Source organism: Serratia sp. AR11, from assembly GCF_056376275.1.
In genome coordinates this window covers 4259608-4281576 of the sequence record NZ_CM150739.1, presented here as the reverse complement: position 1 = coordinate 4281576, position 21969 = coordinate 4259608, and the positions used below count along the sequence as shown (strand labels likewise).

Below are 21969 nucleotides of genomic sequence, written 5' to 3'. Positions count from 1 at the left end.
AAATCGGCTGCGAACGATTACACTGTCAAAATAATTTTGACAATAACGGGCAACACTATGCTTAACCTGCAGCGTTTGGCGATCTTTGTGGCGGTGGTGGATGCGGGCAGTTTCACCGCCGCAGCGGTGGCATTGGGGCAAACCAAGGCGGTGGTCAGTTTCAATGTCAAACAGTTGGAAAGCGAGTTGGGCGTCTCGTTGCTGGTGCGCAGCACCCGGCGGTTGGCGTTGACCGATGCCGGTGAACGCTTTTATCAACGCTGCCTGCGGCTACTGCAAGACGCGGAGAATGTGCTGGATGACGTGCGCCGCGATCACCACGGCCTGAGCGGGGTATTGCGTATCACCACCACGCCGGAATACGGCGCACAGGTGGTGGTACCGGCGCTGGCGGCATTTTCCCAGTTGCATCCGCGCTTGCGCATTCAGCATGTTTCTTCTTCTTATCATGCCGATTTGATTTCGGAGCGCTTCGACGTGGCGATCCGGCTGGGGCAACTGGCGGACTCCAGTCATCACGCAGCGCGGCTCGACAGTTTTGCCATCCTGCCGGTCGCCTCACCGGCGTATCTGGCCCGTCATCCTGTTGGCTCGCTGGCGCAACTGGCGCAGGCGCAGTGGATTGCCCACAGCCGCCTTAGTTCACCGTTGAGCTGGCAGGTGATTACCCCGGAACGGCAGGCGGTGCTGTTCAAGGTTGAAGACGCCGCCACACTGATGGGGGACAGCGCCGCTGCACTGCTGGCGTTTGCCCTGCACGGTGCCGGGGTGGCATTGCTGCCCGAATGGCTGGTGCGGCCCGCCATTGCCGAAGGCAAGCTTTGCCCGCTGCTGGCAGACCATCAATTCCCGATACAAAGCATTTATGCACTGTATCCAAACACGCGTCACGTGCCGGAAAAGGTGCGGGCGTTTATTGATTTTCTGCGGGCGCGGGTAGCCACGGGCGAATAAACGTCATTATGGCTGCCACTGTCTTCTGGTGCACCCATTCACGCTGCGTATTGGAGGAAGCGCATAACACCGCTGCGTCTTTCTCCTCTGCGGCCAAAATTTGGCGGCCATTCGGCTGACAAAGCGGAATAAAATCGAAATGGTTACCGTTCGACAGCCGTAGTGCATCAATCGGTTGCTGCCCTGCGTCTTTGGCCAGCGCGGCACCGCCAAGGCCGGGTATCCGGTTATCTGGTTCGAAATGTTGAGGTTCGATGACCAATAAAGGGGCATTGAGCCGACGCAGGCTGGCAGGCAACAGATAAGGCACCATGCCGGGATCGAGGGCAACGGCAAAGCGGATGCGCGGGTCGGTATAATCCGCATCAAATTGCCGGGCGGAAAGCGCAGCCAAATCAACCTTGGCCTGGGTATAAAACTGGCAGTTGGGTGACTGTGGGGCCTGTCGGCAGCCGCTGATGAAATCGGCCAGCCGGACTCGTCCGCCGATGGCGGCAATGGCACTGTAACCGCCCTTGGAGTGGCCGATAACGCCAATCATCTGGCGATTAATGATTTTATCCCACTGGGGATCGGCGGTGATGGCGCTGATCAAGGCGGAAATATCTTCGGTCTGTAACCACAATTCGGCGGAGAGCGCCGGGACAGAGTTGCCGGTGGTGCTGCCGGGGTGATTGGCCGCCACCACGATCACTCCCTGTTGGACTAATGCCGCCGCCAGCCAGCCCTGACTGCTGTTATTACCGCCGCTGCCATGGCTGATAACGATCAGCGGGAAACGTCCACTGGCCACAACGGCATCCGGTTGGCTGTTGATACCGGTAAAGACCGGATTCGCCCCGATGGCCCTTTGTTGAGCGGTCTCGGTGGTGGGGTAGTAAATTCGGCTGTTCAACGAACGTGAACCGGCCTGAAAGACTTGATCGTGGGTGGCGACCTGATAAGGGGTAGCGCTGGCAACGCCGCACAGCAGTATCCACAACAACAACAACGCTCTGTTCATTTTCACTCCTCAAAATGTTGACCTTGCGAGGGTGGCATTGGCGGCGCTATCCGGCGACCTCGATCGCGATCCGGGTCGTTAAATGATTGTTTTGACAGTACACTGCCGGTTCTGTGTGAACACAACAAGATGCCGATAATGCCACTTATTCCGCTCACTTTTCTGTTTGGTTTGCTGTGCCTGGGGCTGTTGTTCCGTCTGGGACGACCGCGGCCGCAGCTTTGGGTTTTCCAGCTATTGCTGCTGTTATGTGCCTGGCAAAGTCTGCTGGTGGGTGTCCGCTACGGCTATGGCGTGACGCAACTCAACCGGTTGCAACCGTTCGGCGCGGTGGCGATCCCTGCGTTGACCTATCTGGCCTTTTTGGTCAGTACCCAGGGCCGGCTTCGCTGGCGTGAGCTCGGGCACCTGACGCCGCTGGGCCTGACGCTGTTAGCCAGTCTGATCGCGCCTTTCTGGCTGGATACCTTGATTGTGAGCGCTTATCTGGGTTACGGCCTGGCACTGCTGTACGCGTTGCGGCGCGGTGAGAACGGCTTACAGCAGGTGGCGCTGGCGGAAAGTTGGCTCAGTTACCGGTTGTGGCGCGGTCTGGGCATGCTGTTAATAGCCATCGCGTTGGCCGAACTGGTGATTGCACTCGATTTCTCACTGTTCGATGGCCGGCACGCAGCTGTGCTGGCGACCCTCGTTAACGTGCTGGTGGCCTTGAGCCTTTATCTGGTGTTGTCCCGTAGCCGTCCCCTGGACCATCCGGTGGAGTCGCTGCCGGAGTCGACGCCGGAGGTTACCGAAGACGAAGAGCAATTGGCCGAGTGGTTTGACCGGGTACAACAGCGGTTGCGTCAGGATGATCTTTATCTGGAGCCTGAGCTGAACCTGGCCCGATTGGCGCGCAAAGTGGGCTTGCCGGCGCGTCGGGTGTCACAAGCCATCAATCGGCATGCGGGCATGAATGTGTCGCAATATGTGAATCAGCTGCGTGTCCACCAGGCGGCGCAATGGCTGCTTGCCAGTGATGATCCGGTGACCGATATCATGCAGGCGGCAGGCTTTACCACCAAGTCGAACTTTAACCGTGAATTTTTGCGTATTTATAGTGTTAATCCGAGCGAGTGGCGCAGGCAACAAACGCGTAGTTAAATAATAATTCGTTATAACTCTCACATTTATCATCGGATCCCATCGGGGTATGCTGAGCACTGTTGCTTACCCCGTTCGATGCGAGCCACCTTCGATGACCGCAATCAGTTCCAAAGAAAACCATCTCCAACTGAATAAACGTATTTTGTCGGTCGTGATGTTCACCTTCGTTTGTTACCTGACCATCGGCCTGCCGTTGGCGGTGCTGCCTGGGTTTGTGCATAACGATCTGGGCTACAACTCGGTACTGGCCGGTTTGATTATCAGCGCCCAGTATTTCGCTACCTTGTTTAGCCGCCCGCATGCCGGACGCTATGCCGATCAGCTCGGCCCGAAAAAGGTGGTGCTGTTCGGCCTGGCCTGCTGCGGCGCAAGCGGCCTGTTTTACGCTGCGGCTTTTTGGTTCAGCGGCCTGCCGTTACTGAGTTTAATCCTGCTATGCGTCGGCCGGGTGTTTCTTGGCGTCGGCGAAAGCTTTGCCAGCACCGGCTCCACGCTGTGGGGTATTGGTCTGGTGGGGCCGCTGCATACCGCCCGGGTGATCTCGTGGAATGGGGTAGCGACATACGGTGCCATGGCGGCCGGAGCGCCACTGGGCGTTTATCTCAACCAGCATTGGGGATTGGCCGGGGTGGCGGCGCTGATTGTGCTGGCGGTCGCGATTTCGTTGTGGCTGGCGAGCGGTAAGCCCAATGTGACGATCGCCGCCGGTCAGCGCATTGCCTTTAGCGCCGTGTTTGGCCGCATCTGGGCTTACGGCCTGGGGTTGGCGATGGGCACCGTGGGTTTTGGCGTGATCGCCACTTTCATTACCCTCTACTATGCTGATAAGGGCTGGAGCGGGGCCGCGTTCTCACTGACGCTGTTCAGCGTTGCCTTTGTCGGTATCCGCCTGATATTTAGCCAGACGATTAATCGCCACGGCGGCTTGAAAGTCACGCTGGTGTCGTTCCTGATTGAGATTATCGGGTTGTTGATGATTTGGCAGGCCGGCGATCCGCTGATGGTGCAGGCCGGGGCTTTGTTGGCCGGTGCCGGTTTCTCGCTGGTATTCCCGGCGCTGGGCGTGGAGGCGGTGAAACAGGTGCCGCAGCAGAATCAGGGTACCGCGCTGGGCACCTACTCGGCGTTTCTCGATCTGGCGCTGGGGATCACCGGGCCGTTGGCCGGTTTGCTGATGAGCCGCATGGGCGTGCCATCAATCTATCTGGCGGCGGCGCTGATAGTGTTTCTGGGCGTGCTGTTGACGCTGCGCTTGCTGCTGCAAAACCGGCAAAATCTATAGTTAAGGATTATTCCTAAACCCACATCCATACCGAAAAATTTATTGTTTCATCTCATGATTACGGTAAGGTCGCTCAGCGGTCCAGAACGAGAGGAGAAATCGATGTATTTACGGCCGGATGAAGTGGCTAGAGTGTTGGAGAATACTGGCTTTGAGCGTGATTATGTCACCGACCAGTCTTATGGTTACCGCAAGGGTGAGCACTACGTTTATGTGAATCGTGAGGCGCGGATGGGTAGAACCGCGTTGGTGATCCACCCGGCGCTGAAAGAGAAAAGCGTGCATTTTGCCACGCCGACCTCGCCGGTGCGCATCAGCAATCAGTACCTTGAGTTTCCCCTGGATTTAAGCAGCGATGCCCCGAGTGCGCGTTACGGCATTCCCCACGGCTTCAGCTCGCGTGATGCGCTTTCGCGCTATATCTACAGCATGTTCCAGTAATGCCTCCCCCGCCAGCGGGGGACACAATTTTACCAATTCGCAATCGCTTCCTGATTAAAACGCTCATTGTAAGCGCGGCGAAACTGCGCCAGTTCGAAAGCGTCGATATCCAGATCGGCAAAGTAAAACAGCGCGGCCTCGGTGTGTTCGGCATGCAGCTCCGGCGACAGCCCGGCGCGTATCAGCGTTTCCCGCCACAGAGCTATCTGGTGGTCATCCGCCTGTTTGATAAAGGTCAGATAGATAAACAGCAAATAGGCCGCCTGGTGCATCTCTTCGGTGTAACCGTTGTTCAGCACGCGGATAAACGTCTGGCTATTGCGGCTGCCCATCTCCTGAATCATGGATTCAATCAGCATCGGTTTTACTTTCAGCAGGTGGGCCAGAGAGTCGATGGCTTTGCGAGTATCGGAAGTCAGAATGCGGTAACCAATAATAAATACAACGATCAGGGCAGCGATGATGATCCAGGTCATTTATGATTTATTACACTCTCATTGCGCCAGTATTTGGCAGGAGGCGCTGCGTGACAGCGCCCGGTGTCAACGCTGTTCGCCGCTGAAATTGTCGGCTGCCCGCTGTTGATGACGCAGGTGGTGGTTGAAGGTGGCTGCATCCTTGGCCAGCGCGTCCAGATGGGCGCCCAGCATTTTGATTTGCTTCACTAACGCGTGCTGCTCCGGCACTGAACTGGCGGTGCTCAGCTTGCGCACCAGCTGCTCATTTTGCATACGCAATGCGACTTCACGCTGTTTAGCCTCTTCCAGCAACTGCTGCAGTGCCTGATAGCTGTGCTGCCATTCACGGTGCTGCTTTTCGAAGCTGGCCTGCAACTCGCTCATGGCATTTTGAAACTGGGTTTCCAGCTCGCGCATTTTCATGGGATCGATCCTTTGCGGCACTCAATAATGGTTTAGCAGTATAACGAAAACTGCACAGAACCTCACCCGTTGACGACAATTGCGGAAAATTCCCGGCTTGCAACCGCGGCAAGCCGTCTTACAATCAGGTTCATCCCCGGCATTAAAGGCCCAGTCTGAGAGTGGCAGAAAGATGAGCAACCAGGACAAAGACTTTTTTGAACAGGCGATGGCGGATGTCATCCCGTTATCCAGCGCCCCCGAGACCCTGTACCTTAAACCGCAGGAGACGATGGATAAAAGTGCGCGGCGTGAGGCGCAGGCACTGCGGCAGGAAAACTTTCTCAGCACCGGCTTTCTCGAACTGATCCCTTGCGAAGTCCCGCTGGAATACAAAGGCGAGGGCATTCAGCAGGGAGTACTGGACAAGCTGAGCCATGGCCGCTATCCGCCGCAGGCCAGCCTGAACCTGCTGAAACAATCGGTGGAGGCTGCGCGGCAGGCGCTGTTTCGCTTTATTTTGCAGGCAGAAAAGCAAAACCTGCGTTCGCTGCTGATTGTCCACGGCCGTGGTCGGGAAGAAGAGAGCCATGCCAATATCATTCGCAGCTATCTCGCCAAGTGGCTGGCACAGTTTGAACAGGTGCAGGCTTTTTGCCGGGCGCAGCCGCGTGACGGCGGTGAAGGTGCCTGCTATGTCACGCTGCGCAAATCGGCCCAGGCCAGGGCGGATAATTTCGAGCGCCACGCCAAGCGCAGCCGTTAGGGGATTGCGGAGGAACAGCCGGCAGCGTTGCCGCCGGCTGGAATAGGCTATTTATTAAAGAATTTATGGTCCAGCGAATAACGCCCGGCACCGGTGACCGCCAGCAACAGCAGCCCGCCGATAATGCTGATATTTTTAAAGAAGTTTATTTCGTTGCCCATCATTTCCATGCCGGTCATTTTCCAGAACGGGTGACCGATAAAAGCGGTGCCCAGGACATAGACGGCAAAAATAACCGCAATAGGCCGGGTAAATAATCCGAGAATAAGCGCGATGCCAAAAAAGAACTCAACCACCACGGCGATAATCGCCGCCAAATAGGGCATTGGCGTGCCATAACCTTCCATTGCGCTAACGGTTGCACCAAAACCGATCAATTTCATCCAACCAAAAATGATAAACAGGATCATCAATAAGATTCGGGATAGCAGAATAACGCCGTCTTTTGAGCCTTCACCCATTTTGAACTCCTCAGCCACTGTCACAATTATGTTGTGTTGCTGATTAAATAGTAGACTAATATCAGGTTTGTTCTAGACCCGTCATCTTTCAAGCTGCAGCGTTGTTACCTGCTTACAAGGCCCATCCATGGTCCTTGCCCTTTCAGGGCCGCTGCAAGCAGCGTTCAAATCTGTTCCCGACAGATTTGTCGCTCACCCCAGTTACTTACTAAAGTAAGCGCCTGGGGATGAGCGAGCTGGGCGCCTAGCTGCAGCTTGAAAGCTATAGGGTATAAATTTATGTATTTTTAAAATGGGATAAATTTATGGATCTTGAAATTCTGGCAGACGAGAAACGTTTTTATATAAACGATCGGCAGGGAAAAATGATCGCCGAGATATCCTTTGTACCGAGCGGAGACAAATTAACCATTATCGATCACACCTGGGTGGATGAGGTATTGAAAGGTCAGGGCGTCGGTAAAAAGCTGGTGGCGCTGGTGGTGGCGAAAATGCGGGCGGAAAACCGTAAAATTATTCCGCTGTGCCCGTTCGCCAAACATGAGTTTGACACCACGCCGGAATATCAGGATATCCGTGCCTGAAGGCTGGGCCATAGGTGGCTTTGGGGGAGGCAGCCTCCCCAATATTGGATATGTTAAGGATTTACTGTGGCAGGGGATAACTACGCGGGTTTATGGGCGGCCAGAATAAAAATCATCGGGCGTTCTTTCTCTTCGTCCAGCGCGGGGTTTTCTGCGATTTGCTGTGCCGAAGGGCCCCATTCATTGAGATAACTCACGACGAAACCTTGCTGCACCAGCAGATTAAGGTAACTGCCGAGCATGCGATGCTGCTTGATCACTCCTTCCGCCAACCAGTTTGAAATGCGTTGCCCCTCCTGCTGATAACCGTTGACCGGCCAGGATTTTTTCCCGTTTTCGTCCATCAGCCAGCCCTGCTGTTTTGGGGCGGTGTAAATCGGGTGTTCGGCGGTGAAAATAAACTGCCCGCCCGGCACCAGCGCCTGATAAACCGTGGCGAACAGGCGTGCCAGATCTTTGATGTAGTGCAGCGTTAGTGAGCTGTAAGCCAGATCAAAAGACTGCGATGGCAATTGAAGCTGTTCCAGATCCTGTTGGCGGTATTCAATACCGCTATCCTCTGTCATCGTCCGTGCCTTATCGAGCATTTTCTCCGACAGATCTAAGCCCAAAGCGCTGGCGGCGCCCTGTTCACGTGCGCTGCGGCAGAACCAGCCATAACCACAGCCAAGATCGACCACTTTTTTACCCTGCAAGTCCGGCAGGATGCTACGGATGCTTTGCCATTCCGGTGCACCATCCAGCCCGTGTACCGAGCGGCTGAGCTGGGCATAACCGTCGAAAAACGCCTGATTGTCATAAATATTCTGTGTCATAACGACTCCTGTTGGGGTAAACCGCTGCCGGATATTCGGGCAGTGCTACCATATTATCCGCACATCCAACTGATTCCTATAATAAAGGTAGTGATAACCCGTGTCGGCTGTCGCATAATCGTCGACCGGAAAAAGCATGAAAACTAACCTCAGGAACGGATATGAAGATGATTTCGGTGCGTCAGTTACCCGAGTTTAAATCTCAGGCGATTCGCTACTTCCAACAACATTGGGCCACGGAAGAGACCCTGATGATGTATGAGGATGCCATCACCCGATGCATTGGCGCGGTCAATCCGTTGCCACAGTTGCATTTGTGCACCGATCTGGAAGGCTACTACGAGAAACAGGGGTTTGCCTTCAATGGGCTGGGCTATCACCCCTGGGGTGAGGCTTCGCGAGTGTATACGCGGACATTGTGAAAAGCCCGACATCTGCTGTGGACTGTTGTCTGAGTGCGATTACAGCCGGCGGCGATGATTATTCCCGCCGAAGAGATGCCCATCCCCCCACGAGTGGTTCAGCGCGCTGGAAAATGCCGGGTGGGATGCGCCATCGCCGAAGGAACGCACATCACGCTCACGTTGGAACTGGGGCTGATGCACGGAGGACAAGCGCACCGGTCCGGGGGCCAGATGACGTTCGGATTGCAATCCGCTGCTGCGCTGGGGCAGGGCATGTTCGACATGACGTTCCGGCTGGCGTGTCGTGGTACGCACTGGGCCTGCGTAACGCTCGGCATTGCGATGCGGATCGAAGGTCGGTGAACGGAGACCCTGATGATCCAGCGGCGTGGCATGCCGTGGGGTAAAGTTGCTGCGCGCCGGTGCGAAGTGCGGTTCGCTGAAGGGCGCGCGTGGCCCATATCCGTTGTGATGCCAACCGTTATTGCTGATAAAGGTCCGGTTGTTATATACCACTACCGGGCTGCCGCCCCAGTGCACACCCCAGTTATTATCGAACATCGACCCGACCATGACCCCGGCGGTAAAGCTGATCAACCCGGTAGCTACCATGTCACTGGTGCTGTAAGCCGGTGGTGGCGCATAGCCCGGATAGTAGGCCACTGGCGGATTGCCATAAACGGCGGTGCCGTAGCTGGGCACATACACCACGCTTGGCTGAGCCGGTTTGATGACGATGGTCTGGGTCGGTGCAGCCGTGGTTTTATTGGCCGCAGTCGCGGGCGTGCCTGCCGCGTTATTAGCGGTAACGATAACTTGCTGTTGTGCGTTGCTTTTCAACGCACCACTGTTGCTGGCGCGTTGACGCAGTAGCTGAACGGCGTTCATCACGTCGCTCGGATCCTGGCTATAAGCGCTGCCCAGAGCCTGAGTCCAACCCGGATTCTGTGCCATTTGCTGCAGCACGTCGGGGAAGGTCACCATGGCTTTTACCGCCGGCGCCCAGGGCTGCGCATTAACTGCCTGCGTCAGTGCGTTGCCGGTCAGGCTTTTGTTCTGCAGCAGCCAGGTATTGGCGGCGGTAACCTGATCGGGTGTGGTGCTGGCTGCCAGGACCTGTGCCAGCAAATTATCCGGGAACAGGGCGATCGGACCGAGCAGTGAGTACAACTGCTGAGTGCTTGCGGCACTCTGTGGTAGGCCGCTATTTTGCACCAGTGGTACCGGCGCGGTGGCAGATGACGAAGACGGCGGTGCAGGGCGGTCTTGCGCTCGGTCGCAACCACTCAGCGCCAGCAGCGCCATCAGAACCCAGGGTAATTTTTTCATGTTGAACATGCGATGCTCCTCTTGTTGAGCCGAGGATCTCTTGAGCCATTCAGGGGGAAGCGCCGACCTGGCTGCGGCGTTTAACGCCATTCCCCGCTCAGTTTCTCGGATGCCCCAGAATCCCATGTTCACTCATTGGGCGATATTTAAACCGGGTCCGGAATCGGACCGCCGGGTCAGAAGCGGTAGGTCACGCCGGTCCATAGCATGCCGCTGCCGCTTTTATCCACCATCGGGCTGTCGGTGATGCTGTTCGCCAGGTGGGTATAGCGCCCGGTGATAAAGGTCGTCCATTGCGGGGTGAGCTGGTAGCTGGCTGACAGTTCCAGATAGGGCGACCAGGACGAGCCGGCCTTATAAGCAGAGAGTCCGCTGCGCGCCGACTCATCGGAAGAAACGCCATAGTAGTAATCATTGGTTTTGCCGTTGCTGTAGGTGACGCCAACGCCGGGCCGAAGTTGCCAATCACCGCGTTCGATCGGGTACAGATAGGCGACGTCGCCGGTAAAGCCGTTGCTGTTGTTCAGCATATCGGTCGCCAGCTCGGTACGGAGGGTGCCCCAACTGGCCTGGTGGCGATAGCCGATACCGCCCATCATGGTGGCGTGGCGGTTGTTCAACTGCTTCATGGCGTCGTTGTCGCTGTCGGAGGCCTTGAAATGCAATGGAGAATAGTAGGCGTTCAGGCTGAGCTGATTCTGCTGGTCCTTCCACAGATAGGCTCCGGCGCTAAGCCCCTGCACGAAGAAACGGTCACTGTCATAACCGATCACCGGCAGTGGCATTACCCGGTCCTGTTCCCCCTGATAAGGGCTGGGGCTGACCAACACCGACGCACCCAGTGTCCACGGGCTTTGCGCCCAGGCGGGGTGGCTTAAGCAACCCGCGCTCAGCAGGATCCAGGTTAATTTCTGTTTTTTAATCATCATGAGGCCTTTTAAAAAAGTGCGGGCCAAAGCGGCCCGCCAGGGTTAATCGGGTCATTTACGGCCGAAGCGACGTTGGACGACAACGAAGAATACCGGGACCAGGAATATCGCCAGCAGGGTGGCGCTGATCATGCCGAACATGACGCCGGTGCCGACTGCGTTCTGCGCGCCGGAACCGGCACCGCTGCTGAGAACCAGCGGCAGCACGCCAAGGATAAAGGCCAGCGAGGTCATCAGAATCGGACGCAAACGCATGCGGGTGGCTTCAAGGGTGGCGGCAATCAGCGGTTTGCCCTCTTTCTCCATCAGATCCTTGGCGAATTCGACGATAAGAATGGCGTTTTTGGCTGACAGGCCAATGGTGGTCAGCAGGCCGACCTGGAAGTAAACGTCGTTATTGAGGCCGCGTAAGGTGGCCCCCAACAGCGCACCGACCACGCCGAGCGGCACCACCAGCATCACGGCAAACGGGATGGACCAGCTCTCATACAGCGCCGCCAGGCACAGGAACACCACCACCAGCGAGATGGCGTACAGCGCGGGAGCCTGGTTGCCGGAAAGTCGTTCCTGATAAGACATGCCGGTCCAGTCATAGCCGATGCCCTTCGGCAGTTTGGCCGCCAGTTTTTCCATCAGCATCATCGCCTGGCCTGAACTGCGCCCCGGGGCCGGTTCACCCAGAATTTCCATCGAAGGCAGACCGTTGTAACGCTCCAGGCGTGGTGAGCCGTATTCCCAGTGCGCGCTGGCAAAGGCGGAGAACGGTACCATCTGGCCGCGGTTACCCTTCACGTACCACTGGTTGAGATCGTCCGGCAGCATGCGGTACGGCGCATCGGCCTGCACATAGACCTTTTTCACCCGACCGCGATCGATAAAGTCATTAACGTAGGTGCCACCCCAGGCGGTGGACAGCGTCTGGTTGATGTCGTCAACCGAAACCCCCAGCGCCTCGGCCTTGGCCTGATCGACATCGACCTTGAACTGCGGCGTGTCCTCCAGGCCATTTGGGCGGATCTTGGTCGCCACGTTGGGGTATTTACCGGCCATAAACAGCAATTGGTTACGTGCCTTGGTTAACGCAGCATGGCCGAGGCCACCGTTGTCGATCAGCTCGAAGTCAAAGCCGGTAGCGGTGCCGAGATCGGTAATCGCCGGCAGGTTAAAGGCAAAGGCGATGCCTTGTTTGATCGTGTGGGCAAAGGCCATATTGGCGCGCTTGATGATCGCCTCAACCTTGTTTTTCTCCCCCGGACGTTGGCTCCAGTCCTTCAGGCTGACAAACGCCAACCCGTTATTCTGGCCGTTGCCGTTAAAGCCGAACCCGGCAACGGTGAAGACCGAATTGACGTTAGCCTTCTCCTTGTTCAGGTAGTAGTGGGTTACCTGGCCCAATACGGCCTCGGTGCGTTGCTGGGTGGCGCCGGCCGGCAGTTGGATCATGTTCATGAATACCCCCTGATCCTCGTCGGGCAGGAAGGCGGTGGGCAAGCGGATGAACAGCAGCGCCATACCAATCACAATCAGAAGGTAGATCAGCAGCATACGACCGGTATGGTTGAGGATATTGCCGATGCTGCCCTGATAATGTTGGGTGCTGCGGTCGAACAGGCGGTTAAACCAGGCGAAGAAGCCGGTTTTGGGCGCATGCACGCCGGGTTTCAACAGCGTGACGCACAGTGCCGGAGTCAGGATCATCGCCACCAGTACCGACAGCACCATGGCGGAAACGATGGTGACCGAAAACTGGCGATAGATGGCGCCGGTTGAGCCACCGAAGAACGCCATGGGAATAAATACCGCCGACAGCACCATGGCGATGCCCACCAGTGCGCCCTGGATCTGCGCCATCGATTTGCGTGTGGCCTCTTTGGGCGGTAACCCTTCCTCCGTCATGACCCGTTCGACGTTCTCGACCACCACGATGGCATCATCCACCAACAGGCCAATGGCCAGCACCATGCCGAACATTGTCAGGGTGTTAATCGAGAAGCCGAAAGCCGCCAGAATGGCAAAGGTCCCCAGCAACACCACCGGCACCGCAATGGTCGGGATCAGCGTGGCACGGAGATTTTGCAGGAACAGATACATCACCAGGAACACCAGGATGATGGCTTCGATCAGCGTTTTCACCACTTCACCGATCGAGATTTTAACGAACGGCGTGGTGTCATACGGATATACCACGTGCATCCCGGCCGGGAAATAAGGTTCCAGACGACCAATTTCAGCCTTCACCGCGTTGGCGGTATCCAGCGCGTTGGCGCCGGTGGCTAATTTAATCCCCAGCCCGGCGGCCGGTTTGCCGTTGTATTCGGCGCTGGTGGTGTAGTTTTCGCTGCCCAGCGCAATGCGAGCAACGTCACGCAGATGCACCTGAGAACCATCCTGATTGACGCGCAGCAGGATATTGCCGAACTGCTGCGGCGAATTGAGGCGGGTTTGGGCAATGATCGATGCGTTGAGCTGCTGCCCCGGTACCGCCGGCAAGGCGCCGAGCTGGCCACCGGCAATCTGGTTGTTCTGCGCCTTGATGGCACGCACCACGTCTTCGCTGGTCAGTTGGTAATTATCCAGCTTGTTGGGATCCAGCCAGATGCGCATAGCGTATTGCGCGCCGAATAACTGTACCTGACCGACGCCGCTGGTACGGCTGATCGGGTCTTTGATATTGGCGACCGCATAGTCCGCCAGATCGGCCTGCGTCATGGCACTGCTGTCGGAAGTGAAGGCGGCCACCATCAGGAAACTGCTGGAGGCCTTCTGCACGTTAATCCCCTGATCCTGCACGGTCTGCGGCAGCAGCGGCATCGCCAGTTGCAGCTTGTTTTGCACCTGAACCTGAGCAATGTCCGGATCGGTGCCGGTGGCAAAGGTCAGGGTGACCGTGGCGTTACCGGCGGCGTCACTGTTGGACGACATGTACATCAGGCCGTCCAGGCCATTCATATTCTGCTCAATCACCTGGGTGACCGTATCCTGCACCGTCTTGGCGTCGGCCCCCGGATAGGTGGCGCTGATACTGACCGCCGGCGGCGCGATGGTCGGATACTGCGCGATCGGCAGCTTCATGATGGACAGGGCACCGGCCATCATGACGATGATGGCGATGACCCAGGCAAATATCGGGCGGTTGATAAAGAAATTAGACATGCCTTGGCGCCCCTTAACCGTGATAGACGTCAGACAAGGCCTGAGCGGTGTCCGGCGTCTCTTCCGTTGCCCGTACCTGCATGCCCGGCTTCAGGCGCATCAGGCCGCTGACGATCACTTTGTCGCCGGCCTGCAACCCCGACGTCACCAACCATTTGTCGCCAATCGCCTGGCTGGCGATCACCTGACGTAACTGTGCTTTATTGTGGGCGTCGACAATCAGCGCCGTGGCTTCGCCGCGCGGGTTGCGAGTGATACCTTGCTGCGGCACCAATAGCGCGTGTTTCTGTTGCCCCTGGTCAATCTCGGCGCGGACATACATGCCGGGCAGCAGGCTATGCTGCGGATTAGGGATGATCGCGCGCAGGGTAATGGAACCGGTGCTTTGGTCAACGGTGACGTCGGAGAATTCCAGGGTGCCAGTCGGCTGATAACGCTGGCCGTTATTCAGGATCAGGCTGACCGGCACTTTGCCGCCGTTGTGGGTAATGGTACCGGAGGCGATAGCCTGTTTAAGCTTGAGGAAATCGTCGCTGGACTGGGTGACGTCAACATACATCGGATCCAATTGTTGCACCGTCGCCAGCGCGCTGCTCTGGCTGGAGGTCACCAGCGCACCTTCGGTGACGCTGGATTTGCCGATGCGCCCGGAGATTGGCGCAATAACCTTGGTGTACTGCAGGTTGATGCGTGCGCTTTCCAGTGCTGCGCGGGCAGCAATGACGTCGGCATCGGCCTGCCTGGCTTGAGCCACGCTGGTGTCGAATTCCTGCGGGCTGACGTAGTTTTTGGCCCGCAGCGGTTGCTCACGCTTTACGGTCAGATGCGCTATTTCGCTGCTGGCCTGGGCCTTTTTCAGATCGCCCAGCGCGCTGTCGCAGGCGGCCTGATAGCTGGCCGGGTCGATCTGATACAGCGATTGACCGGCCTGCACGTCACTGCCTTCAACGAACTGGCGCTTGAGGACAATACCGCTGACCTGAGGCCGGACTTCCGCCGTGCGGTAAGCATTGGTGCGACCCGGCAGTTCTGTTTTTATTGCCAGTGGCTGAGAGCGCAAGGTGACTACACCGACCGGATGCGGCGGAAGCTGCGTGGCCTTAGGGTTTTTATCTTTACAACCGGTAAGCAGCAGACCGCCGCACAGCAGTAAGCTGCCGGTTAAGCATAATGCGTTTTTGTTCATGATTATCCCGTTGGCCAGAGGGTATCGCAATGCGGTCTGGCGGCTGATTAAATACAGAAAGAGATTGATTGCGGTGTATTTTACGGAATAATCACAGCGGAAAGAGTCCGAATTCGGACTGGATAATGATGGGCATAGGATTTTATTACTCTATTATTGCCACTGTGTGTAAGCAATAAGAAAGCAAGAAAGACAATATCAGTAGTGTCCGTTGCCGCTGGCATCCCCAGCGGCCTTTTTTAATAACGCTGAGGCAAATTAAACACCTGAGTCAGGTGGCCTTTCTCCATGGCGATATAACCGCCGGTCTTCAAGTCACTCAAACATTTTAATATGGTGCTGCGCGCCAGTGTGGTGCGTTCCTGAATATACCTCAATGCCGAATAGTCGAGCCTTGTGCTTTCTGGCGCATTGATCAATTCCAATAGCTTACCGCGGATGGCGTCATAAGCATGGTTATTCAGCAAGTGCAGGTCACGCAGGCTGGCGAAATGCAGTTGATAAGCCAAAATGCGAGAAACGTCGGCCCATAACATGGGGTGCTGGTCGAGCTTTTGCAGCACCTTGCTGCCTGCCACCACATGGATCTCACAGTCTTTTTCCAGATGCAGATAGGTTTGTCCCACCGGGTGCAGCAGTTCCGCCAGGCCGATGATATGCGGCGCGTAGATGGTGGTCATCAGCAGATCGTCCGACTGACGATGCAGGTTGACCGCACCCTGCAATAGCAGGAATACCTGAGGATTTTTACCGCTGAACTGACGTGAGCGTCTGGCGGTCACTTCGACGGCCTCGGGTTTCAGCTCCGCCATCAGACGAGCAATGATGTCGCTCGGCTTATGCGGAATGATTTTTTGCAGCGCATCGTTGAAGTGGTCGTTGCCTGGAGCACTCCCGGCTGCATGCGGCTTGTCTGTCACCTTGATTCCCCGTTAATCAGCGCGTTAGCTTGTAGTCTATGCGTGTTGTACCGGCTGAGTATAGGGGAGGCTGCTTAATTCGGGGAATTAAACGTTCTTTATCCTGGGCGTAACCCACTGCCGGGGGAATGACTGGCAGTGGGTATAGCTGAGAATGGGGTTACTTGATCATTTTTTGCAGTTTGGTTTTCTGCTCTGGCGTCAGGGTTTGCATTACGTCAAACAAGTAGCGGTAACGGATATATTCCGCCTGTTGTTGATAAATGCCCATTTCAGCAATGCGTTTTTTTACCGTAGGCTCGTCCCACTGAGAGGAGCCAAGCACTTTCAGAATGGCGCCGTTGTCGACCTTATCCGTTTTGATGCTGTCGAGCTGCAGTTGCGCCTTATCGCGAATAACATGTATTTCCTGACGCTGTGTTTGGCTCAGATCCAATACACCGGCCAGACGACTGGCGCTTTGCAAGCCTTCGGCGGCAAAAACAGAACCGGCGGAAAATAAACACATGCCGGCGATCAGCATTTTTATTCTTTTTTTCATTATCTACTCCTTATATTTGTCTCATGGCGATATTACGCATTAATTTAAACTCAGTGCGGTTGCGAATGTTTCAAAATATATTAAAATTGAAGGTTTTTATTTTATTTCATAAGGTTGTGCCCAGAGTCCGAAATTGGACTCTGGGTTTATTTAAATAAAATGCCGGGAGTGGTAGCCGTATGCGTTAATGGATGCTGGCGGTTAGACCAATCGATGTTCGTGCAGCTTAATGGTATTCATGATGCTGTCCATCATCACCTGCACCCGGTGGGGTAACACGCCACGTTGACGGTAAATAAGATACGCCTGCATATCGATGCAGCGTTCGCGCTCAATGCAGGGCAGCAGTGAACCGGACTCCAGCGCCGAGGCCACCGAGTAGTAAGGGGCATAAACAATGCCCAGCCCCTGCTTGGCTAACTCAATAGCCGGTAGAATATTGTCGCAGATGCTGGTGCCGTTGACCGCTACATTGACCAACTGCCCCAGCGAGTTGTAACAGCTCCAGGTATTACGGCTGCCGCCCAATACCCGCAGGGTGATGCAGCGATGCTGCGTCAATTCAGTCGGCTCCACGAGCGGAGAGTGGGCGATATAATCCGGCGATGCAAACAGCCCCATCCGGAAGCGGGTCAGTGGCCGGGCGATCAGGCTTTCATTCTGTGGCTGGAAGAAGCTAATCAGCAGATCGCTGTCACTGTCGAAAACCGCGCCATATTTTTTCTCACGCTCATCCGGATTGCGGGTCACCAGGTCGACAATCAGTTCGGGTGACTCGCGCAGCAACGGCGGCAGTAGATAACGGGTCAGAAATGAATGGATGCCGATCGGTGCGCCAAGCGTCACCATGCCATTCAGGCTTTGTTTATAGGTGCCGGACATATCGAGCAGGTCGTTATGCTCATCCAATAGCTGAGCGGCGCGGCGTAAAAACTGTTCACCAAACTCGGTCAAAGACAGCGTTCGTGGGCTGCGTAGAAATATCTCCAGGCCAAGTCGCCGTTCCAGTGCAGTCAGGGTGCGCGACACATTGGATTGCGGCATATCCAGCAGCTGTGCCGCCTTGCTGACGCTGGCGGTTTCGGCGATGGTGCGAACGATCCTGAGTTCGTCGATCCTGAAGTCTTTTGCTTTCACGCGGTGAGCCATTCTGAGTTTGTATATCAAAAATGATATACATTTTTGCCGTTATTGTCATATGACTTATCACTGACCGGCGGGTATTCTTTTGGTCAATTATTTGCTATGCATTAAAATTGACATGGAAGATTATAATGAAAAAAACCTGCGCGATAATTTTACCCGTGGCGTTAACATTGACCGCTTGCTCATCATCGGTCACTGAAAAAGAGAAATACTCGACGTTTCTGCCTGATTATAATGATATTACCAAGAGCCAATCTGCCTCCGGTAAGGACGTATTATATTGGAAGGATAAGAACGTTGATTTTTCCAAATATAAATATCTGGTTTACCAGCCGATGATCTATTTCCCACGGCCAAAGCCTAGCGAGATGGTGAGCCAGCAGGCGCTTGATAATATTCTCAGTTACACCAACAGGCAGTTCAAGCAAGCTATGGGGTCGCATTTTACCCTGGAGGATGTTCCGCGTGAAAATACGCTGATTTTCCGTGGAGCTATCACGGCGATCGACACGCAGAAGAAGGGGCTACAGGTGTATGAGGTACTGCCGATTACGCTGCTGGTTGCCGCAACGCAAAGCGTAACCGGCCACCGCACCATGGAAAGCGCCGTTTATATGGAAGGTGAGTTTATAGACGCTTCAACCAACCAGCCGGTAATCAAAGTGGTGAGGAAGGCGTCCGGAGAGAATCTGAATAATGAAAAGTCGCAGTTAAAAGTGGCCGATGTGAAAAATGCCATAGATACCATTGCCAATGATATTAAAGAATATAAGACGTCATAGACGTCGGTAATTAGTTTGCCTTATTAACCAGGGTTTCGCATGTTTCTAGATTACTTCGCTTTAGGCGTATTGATCGCCGTGTTTTTAATTCTGTTTTACGGCGTGATCATTATCCACGATATTCCTTATCTGCTGGCCAAGAAACGCCAGCACCCGCATCAGGATGCCATCCATGTGGCAGGCTGGGTCAGCCTGTTTACTCTGCATGCCATTTGGCCACTGTTATGGATTTGGGCGACCTTATACCGGCCGGAACGGGGCTGGGGAATGAGCGACAAAGCTGAGCAACCGGATGTGTTGCAGGCACGAATTAATCGGCTTGAAAGTGAATTGCAGCGTATGCAGACGCAGGTTGCAGCTCAAAGCTCGTCGTCCAATAAAGGTTAAGCAAACAGTATGGATCTCTTAATTATTCTCAGCTACGTTGCGCTGAGCTACGGCGTATTCAAACTGTTCCGTATTCCGGTCAATAAATGGACGGTGCCGACGGCGGTGCTTGGCGGTATTTTCATTGTGGGTGCCTTAATCCTGGGCATGAATTACAACCATCCTTATACCTACCGGGCGCAGAAGATCGCGATATCCGTGCCGATCGTCCCGCAGGTCTCGGGGATGATTGTTGAAGTCACCGATAAAACCAACGTGTTACTGCGCAAAGGGGAAGTTCTGTTTCGCCTTGATGATACCCGCTACCGCGCCCGACTCAACAAACTGCAGGCGGAGCTTGCCGGTGCGCAGGCGGATGTACGTGGGCGCCAGGCAGCATTGAATGAGTCTGCCGCTAATGTTCAGCGGGTGAATGCCGAGTATGAGCGAGCACGCAAGGATTATCAGCGCTATGCCAAAGGCGCGACCATGGCGGTCAACCCTTTTTCTGAGCAAGACATCAGCCATGCGCAGCAACAATACCAGGCGCAATCCGCCGCGCTGCAGGCCGCCAGGGCCCAGCATCAGCAGGCGAAGGAACAGCTTTCGGGCCACTACAACGGTGAAGATGCCCATATCGCCAGCCTGAAGTCACAAATTGCAGAGGCCACTTATAACCTGGAACAAACCACTATTCGCGCACCCAGCGACGGTTATGTTACCCAGGTACTGGCCAGGCCGGGTACCACCGCAGTGCGTTTGCCTTTCAAGCCGGTGATGATTTTTATTCCGCAGCAAAAACGGCAGGTGGTGGCGGTATTCCGGCAAAACTCGATCCTGCGTTTAACCGAGGGCGATAAAGCCGAGGTGGTATTTAACGGCTTGCCGGGCAAAGTCTATGGCGGCTCGGTGACGCGAGTGTTGCCGGTGGTACCGGACGGCAGCTACCAAGCCAGCGGGGCATTGCAGGGGTTAAATGTCGGCGCCCAACAGGAAGGGGTTTACGTGATGATTGATCTGGCCCCCAGCAGGGAACTCGACAAACTGCCCGATGGCGTGACGGCACAGACTGCAGTGTATACCGAGCACTTTGAGCATCTTTCCATTATGCGTAAAGTCCTGCTGCGCATGACCAGCTGGATGCATTATCTGTATTTGGATCACTAGCGTTATCTGTTTTACAGGCACAAAAAAGCCCGCAACGTGAATTGCGGGCTTTTTCGTTATTGTCACTGGATCTATCTGGTATCACCGGTGACCTATTTGGGCTGGGGGAATCTGAATAAATTGATTAGTTTGTTGTAATCATTGATAAAAATTGAGTTCAGACTTGTAGGGTATACCTAAACGTATACCAATGCAGGAAAGTGACACCAATTTAGAGGTTGATTTTAGAATCCGGCATCAGCAGTTAACGGCTTTGCCCATGCTCGTTTGATGAGCTGAATGTCAGGCTTGAAGCACGGAATGTGGCGGATGCTTACCCCGGGCACACCGAATTGCTCAAATCGTGCCGTGAAGTAGTTAGCGAAGCAGGTTCATCACCATTGCCGACTGTTTTTAGTTCCGGCAGCGTCCACATTATGAACAAGCCTCTGCCCGTTTCCCAAATTGTTCTGAAAAAAAAGATTTATGTAAAAACTATGCACACTGTTCACATTGTGATTTATTCTTTTAATATCAAATGATTAACGAAAGTTCACTCATCACTCGACTGTGCACTAGTGTGCACCCATTGATTAAATGGGACATTCTTGTCGATGGCAGCACTATCTTCCAGCCTCGCCGTAGTTATACCGGGCATAACTATTACGTGCTCATTGAAGACAGGCCGCCACGCTCGAGATCCTGCGGTGCGAAATAGTAAAGCACAAGGGCACCGTTGAGCGACGGGATATCAACATCTATATCACGGTGGAAGACGAAGTAGATAAAATTTACGTTGATAATATTAATCGAATTTAAAAATAGTTTCACACAACTATTAATATAATAATGGATATAACGATGCTCCAAAAAAATAGGCTGAGAAATATAGCGCTAAATAAGACGCCTCTCTTGGTGAAAAAACGAGAGGTAAAGTTGGTGAAATTAATTCTGAACATAGTAACCTGCCCATTCAACATTCCAATCATAAACCCCAGGTGAAGACAGAGTTCCTGCTACTATTGATTAATGATATCAGAAGCTCGTACCCTATTTTTACGAAGGAAACTGCGCAAGCGGTCTGTGACATCTTCATTGCTTTCGATATCAATAGCCCTGTTAATTTTGTAAGTGTAAAGCGTCGACTCTGTGGCGTAATAATGACAATAGCCGTAAATTAACCCGTTTTTGGGGTGGTATGCGCTGATGTTGATATCAGTTTCAATGACAATCCCATGTTCACTGGAATAGGTGACGTGCAGGTTGACCGCGACTTTGATGGTGCTGGCATCATCAAGCCAGGCTACGTTTTTGTTTTGAAACGACCTGTTATTATTGGAATTAATCAGTGAGCTATCTTGGTGCACATCAACGAAAGAGGAAGGTAACTCTTCGTTTTTTTCAGGATGAGGGCATTGTTTAAAAAATAGAGGCAGGAAGATAATGGCAAAAAGCATCAGTAAAGCGAAAACATAATCGAGTAAACCCATAAAAAATCCTTTTATTGAGTTTTATTAGAACGAACAGTCCTTTTCCCTATACAAGAATTACTTGATCTCTCTATGACAACTAATCAGATGGTATACGAGATTTCATTAATTTTAAACCCCTTAATGCTATTTTAAGATTCCTCTTGTTTGATGGGAGTTGAAGTGACAATAGCTATAATAAACAATGGCCATACCCTATAGCCAGATTGTAAAATCGAGATGATATGATGGCGATAAGTTTTCAATTCTCATTAAGTAATTAAAA

23 protein-coding genes are annotated in these 21969 nt (G+C 54.2%); 10 read left to right on the top strand and 13 right to left on the bottom strand.

Annotation, left to right across the window (positions count from 1 at the left end):
- Positions 1–57: 57 nt before the first annotated feature.
- Positions 58–954, top strand: coding sequence for a LysR family transcriptional regulator (locus ACSOSI_RS20215; RefSeq protein WP_261139965.1), 897 nt, complete (start codon positions 58–60; stop codon positions 952–954).
- Here ACSOSI_RS20215 and ACSOSI_RS20210 read toward each other — a convergent pair.
- A complete protein-coding gene (locus ACSOSI_RS20210) occupies positions 914–1957 on the bottom strand; it encodes an alpha/beta hydrolase family protein (RefSeq protein ID WP_476706046.1) in 1044 nt (347 codons plus the stop codon). The genes ACSOSI_RS20215 and ACSOSI_RS20210 overlap by 41 nt on opposite strands.
- 129 nt (positions 1958–2086) lie before the next feature.
- Here ACSOSI_RS20210 and ACSOSI_RS20205 point away from each other — a divergent pair, with 129 nt between their 5' ends.
- From ACSOSI_RS20205 to ACSOSI_RS20195, 3 genes are all read left to right on the top strand, one after another.
- On the top strand, positions 2087–3100 hold the full coding sequence (locus ACSOSI_RS20205; RefSeq protein ID WP_476706045.1) for a helix-turn-helix domain-containing protein: 1014 nt from the start codon (positions 2087–2089) through the stop codon (positions 3098–3100).
- Between the two features lie 94 nt (positions 3101–3194).
- Positions 3195–4385 (top strand): MFS transporter, encoded by a 1191-nt coding sequence (locus ACSOSI_RS20200; RefSeq protein WP_017893754.1) that lies wholly within the window; start codon positions 3195–3197, stop codon positions 4383–4385.
- Between the two features lie 102 nt (positions 4386–4487).
- Positions 4488–4826, top strand: coding sequence for a DUF2002 family protein (locus tag ACSOSI_RS20195; RefSeq protein WP_012146416.1), 339 nt, complete (start codon positions 4488–4490; stop codon positions 4824–4826).
- A gap of 29 nt (positions 4827–4855) precedes the next feature.
- Here the strand turns inward: ACSOSI_RS20195 and ACSOSI_RS20190 are convergent, their stop codons facing one another.
- On the bottom strand, positions 4856–5302 hold the full coding sequence (locus ACSOSI_RS20190) for a DUF1198 family protein (RefSeq protein WP_012146415.1): 447 nt from the start codon (positions 5300–5302) through the stop codon (positions 4856–4858).
- A 66-nt stretch (positions 5303–5368) separates the two neighbouring features.
- A complete protein-coding gene (locus ACSOSI_RS20185) occupies positions 5369–5707 on the bottom strand; it encodes an MbeD/MobD family mobilization/exclusion family protein (RefSeq protein WP_012146414.1) in 339 nt (112 codons plus the stop codon).
- Positions 5708–5879: 172 nt separating this feature from the next.
- Here ACSOSI_RS20185 and smrA point away from each other — a divergent pair, with 172 nt between their 5' ends.
- The gene (gene smrA / locus ACSOSI_RS20180) at positions 5880–6452 is read left to right on the top strand and encodes a DNA endonuclease SmrA (RefSeq protein WP_017893753.1); all 573 of its coding nucleotides are present in this window, start codon (positions 5880–5882) and stop codon (positions 6450–6452) included.
- 47 nt (positions 6453–6499) lie between these two features.
- Here smrA and ACSOSI_RS20175 read toward each other — a convergent pair whose 3' ends face one another.
- Positions 6500–6913: a DoxX family protein gene (locus ACSOSI_RS20175; protein WP_012146412.1), complete on the bottom strand. Its 414-nt coding sequence runs from the start codon at positions 6911–6913 to the stop codon at positions 6500–6502.
- 305 nt (positions 6914–7218) lie between these two features.
- Between ACSOSI_RS20175 and ACSOSI_RS20170 the strand changes: the two genes are divergently transcribed.
- Positions 7219–7497, top strand: coding sequence for a GNAT family N-acetyltransferase (locus ACSOSI_RS20170; RefSeq protein WP_012146411.1), 279 nt, complete (start codon positions 7219–7221; stop codon positions 7495–7497).
- 80 nt (positions 7498–7577) lie between these two features.
- On the opposite strand, the gene ACSOSI_RS20165 is transcribed toward ACSOSI_RS20170, so the two are convergent.
- Positions 7578–8312: a class I SAM-dependent methyltransferase gene (locus ACSOSI_RS20165; protein WP_476706044.1), complete on the bottom strand. Its 735-nt coding sequence runs from the start codon at positions 8310–8312 to the stop codon at positions 7578–7580.
- A 161-nt stretch (positions 8313–8473) separates the two neighbouring features.
- Between ACSOSI_RS20165 and ACSOSI_RS20160 the strand changes: the two genes are divergently transcribed.
- Positions 8474–8734, top strand: a complete 261-nt coding sequence (locus ACSOSI_RS20160; RefSeq protein WP_476706043.1) for a hypothetical protein — start codon at positions 8474–8476, stop codon at positions 8732–8734.
- Between the two features lie 39 nt (positions 8735–8773).
- On the opposite strand, the gene ACSOSI_RS20155 is transcribed toward ACSOSI_RS20160, so the two are convergent.
- From ACSOSI_RS20155 to ACSOSI_RS20125, 7 genes are all read right to left on the bottom strand, one after another.
- Positions 8774–10054, bottom strand: coding sequence for a DUF3300 domain-containing protein (locus ACSOSI_RS20155; protein ID WP_476706042.1), 1281 nt, complete (start codon positions 10052–10054; stop codon positions 8774–8776).
- Positions 10055–10221: 167 nt separating this feature from the next.
- The gene (locus tag ACSOSI_RS20150) at positions 10222–10974 is read right to left on the bottom strand and encodes a MipA/OmpV family protein (RefSeq protein WP_012146407.1); all 753 of its coding nucleotides are present in this window, start codon (positions 10972–10974) and stop codon (positions 10222–10224) included.
- 51 nt (positions 10975–11025) lie between these two features.
- The gene (locus ACSOSI_RS20145) at positions 11026–14127 is read right to left on the bottom strand and encodes an efflux RND transporter permease subunit (protein WP_476706041.1); all 3102 of its coding nucleotides are present in this window, start codon (positions 14125–14127) and stop codon (positions 11026–11028) included.
- Between the two features lie 13 nt (positions 14128–14140).
- The gene (locus ACSOSI_RS20140; RefSeq protein ID WP_476706040.1) at positions 14141–15313 is read right to left on the bottom strand and encodes an efflux RND transporter periplasmic adaptor subunit; all 1173 of its coding nucleotides are present in this window, start codon (positions 15311–15313) and stop codon (positions 14141–14143) included.
- Between the two features lie 239 nt (positions 15314–15552).
- Positions 15553–16233 carry a helix-turn-helix domain-containing protein gene (locus ACSOSI_RS20135; protein WP_012146404.1) on the bottom strand — a complete coding sequence of 227 codons (681 nt, stop codon included), beginning with the start codon at positions 16231–16233 and terminating at the stop codon, positions 15553–15555.
- 160 nt (positions 16234–16393) lie between these two features.
- A complete protein-coding gene (locus ACSOSI_RS20130) occupies positions 16394–16774 on the bottom strand; it encodes a Spy/CpxP family protein refolding chaperone (RefSeq protein ID WP_012146403.1) in 381 nt (126 codons plus the stop codon).
- Positions 16775–16975: 201 nt separating this feature from the next.
- Complete coding sequence (locus ACSOSI_RS20125; RefSeq protein ID WP_476706039.1) at positions 16976–17923, bottom strand: LysR family transcriptional regulator; 948 nt, start codon at positions 17921–17923, stop codon at positions 16976–16978.
- Positions 17924–18048: 125 nt separating this feature from the next.
- Here ACSOSI_RS20125 and ACSOSI_RS20120 point away from each other — a divergent pair, with 125 nt between their 5' ends.
- The 3 genes from ACSOSI_RS20120 to ACSOSI_RS20110 are packed head-to-tail and all read left to right on the top strand — an operon-like array spanning position 18049 to position 20235.
- Complete coding sequence (locus tag ACSOSI_RS20120) at positions 18049–18702, top strand: DUF3313 domain-containing protein (protein ID WP_112362810.1); 654 nt, start codon at positions 18049–18051, stop codon at positions 18700–18702.
- A gap of 39 nt (positions 18703–18741) precedes the next feature.
- On the top strand, positions 18742–19089 hold the full coding sequence (locus ACSOSI_RS20115) for a DUF3302 domain-containing protein (protein WP_112348568.1): 348 nt from the start codon (positions 18742–18744) through the stop codon (positions 19087–19089).
- 9 nt (positions 19090–19098) lie between these two features.
- Complete coding sequence (locus ACSOSI_RS20110) at positions 19099–20235, top strand: HlyD family secretion protein (RefSeq protein ID WP_476706038.1); 1137 nt, start codon at positions 19099–19101, stop codon at positions 20233–20235.
- A gap of 998 nt (positions 20236–21233) precedes the next feature.
- Here ACSOSI_RS20110 and ACSOSI_RS20105 read toward each other — a convergent pair.
- Complete coding sequence (locus ACSOSI_RS20105) at positions 21234–21704, bottom strand: hypothetical protein (protein ID WP_455872234.1); 471 nt, start codon at positions 21702–21704, stop codon at positions 21234–21236.
- Positions 21705–21969: the final 265 nt, after the last annotated feature.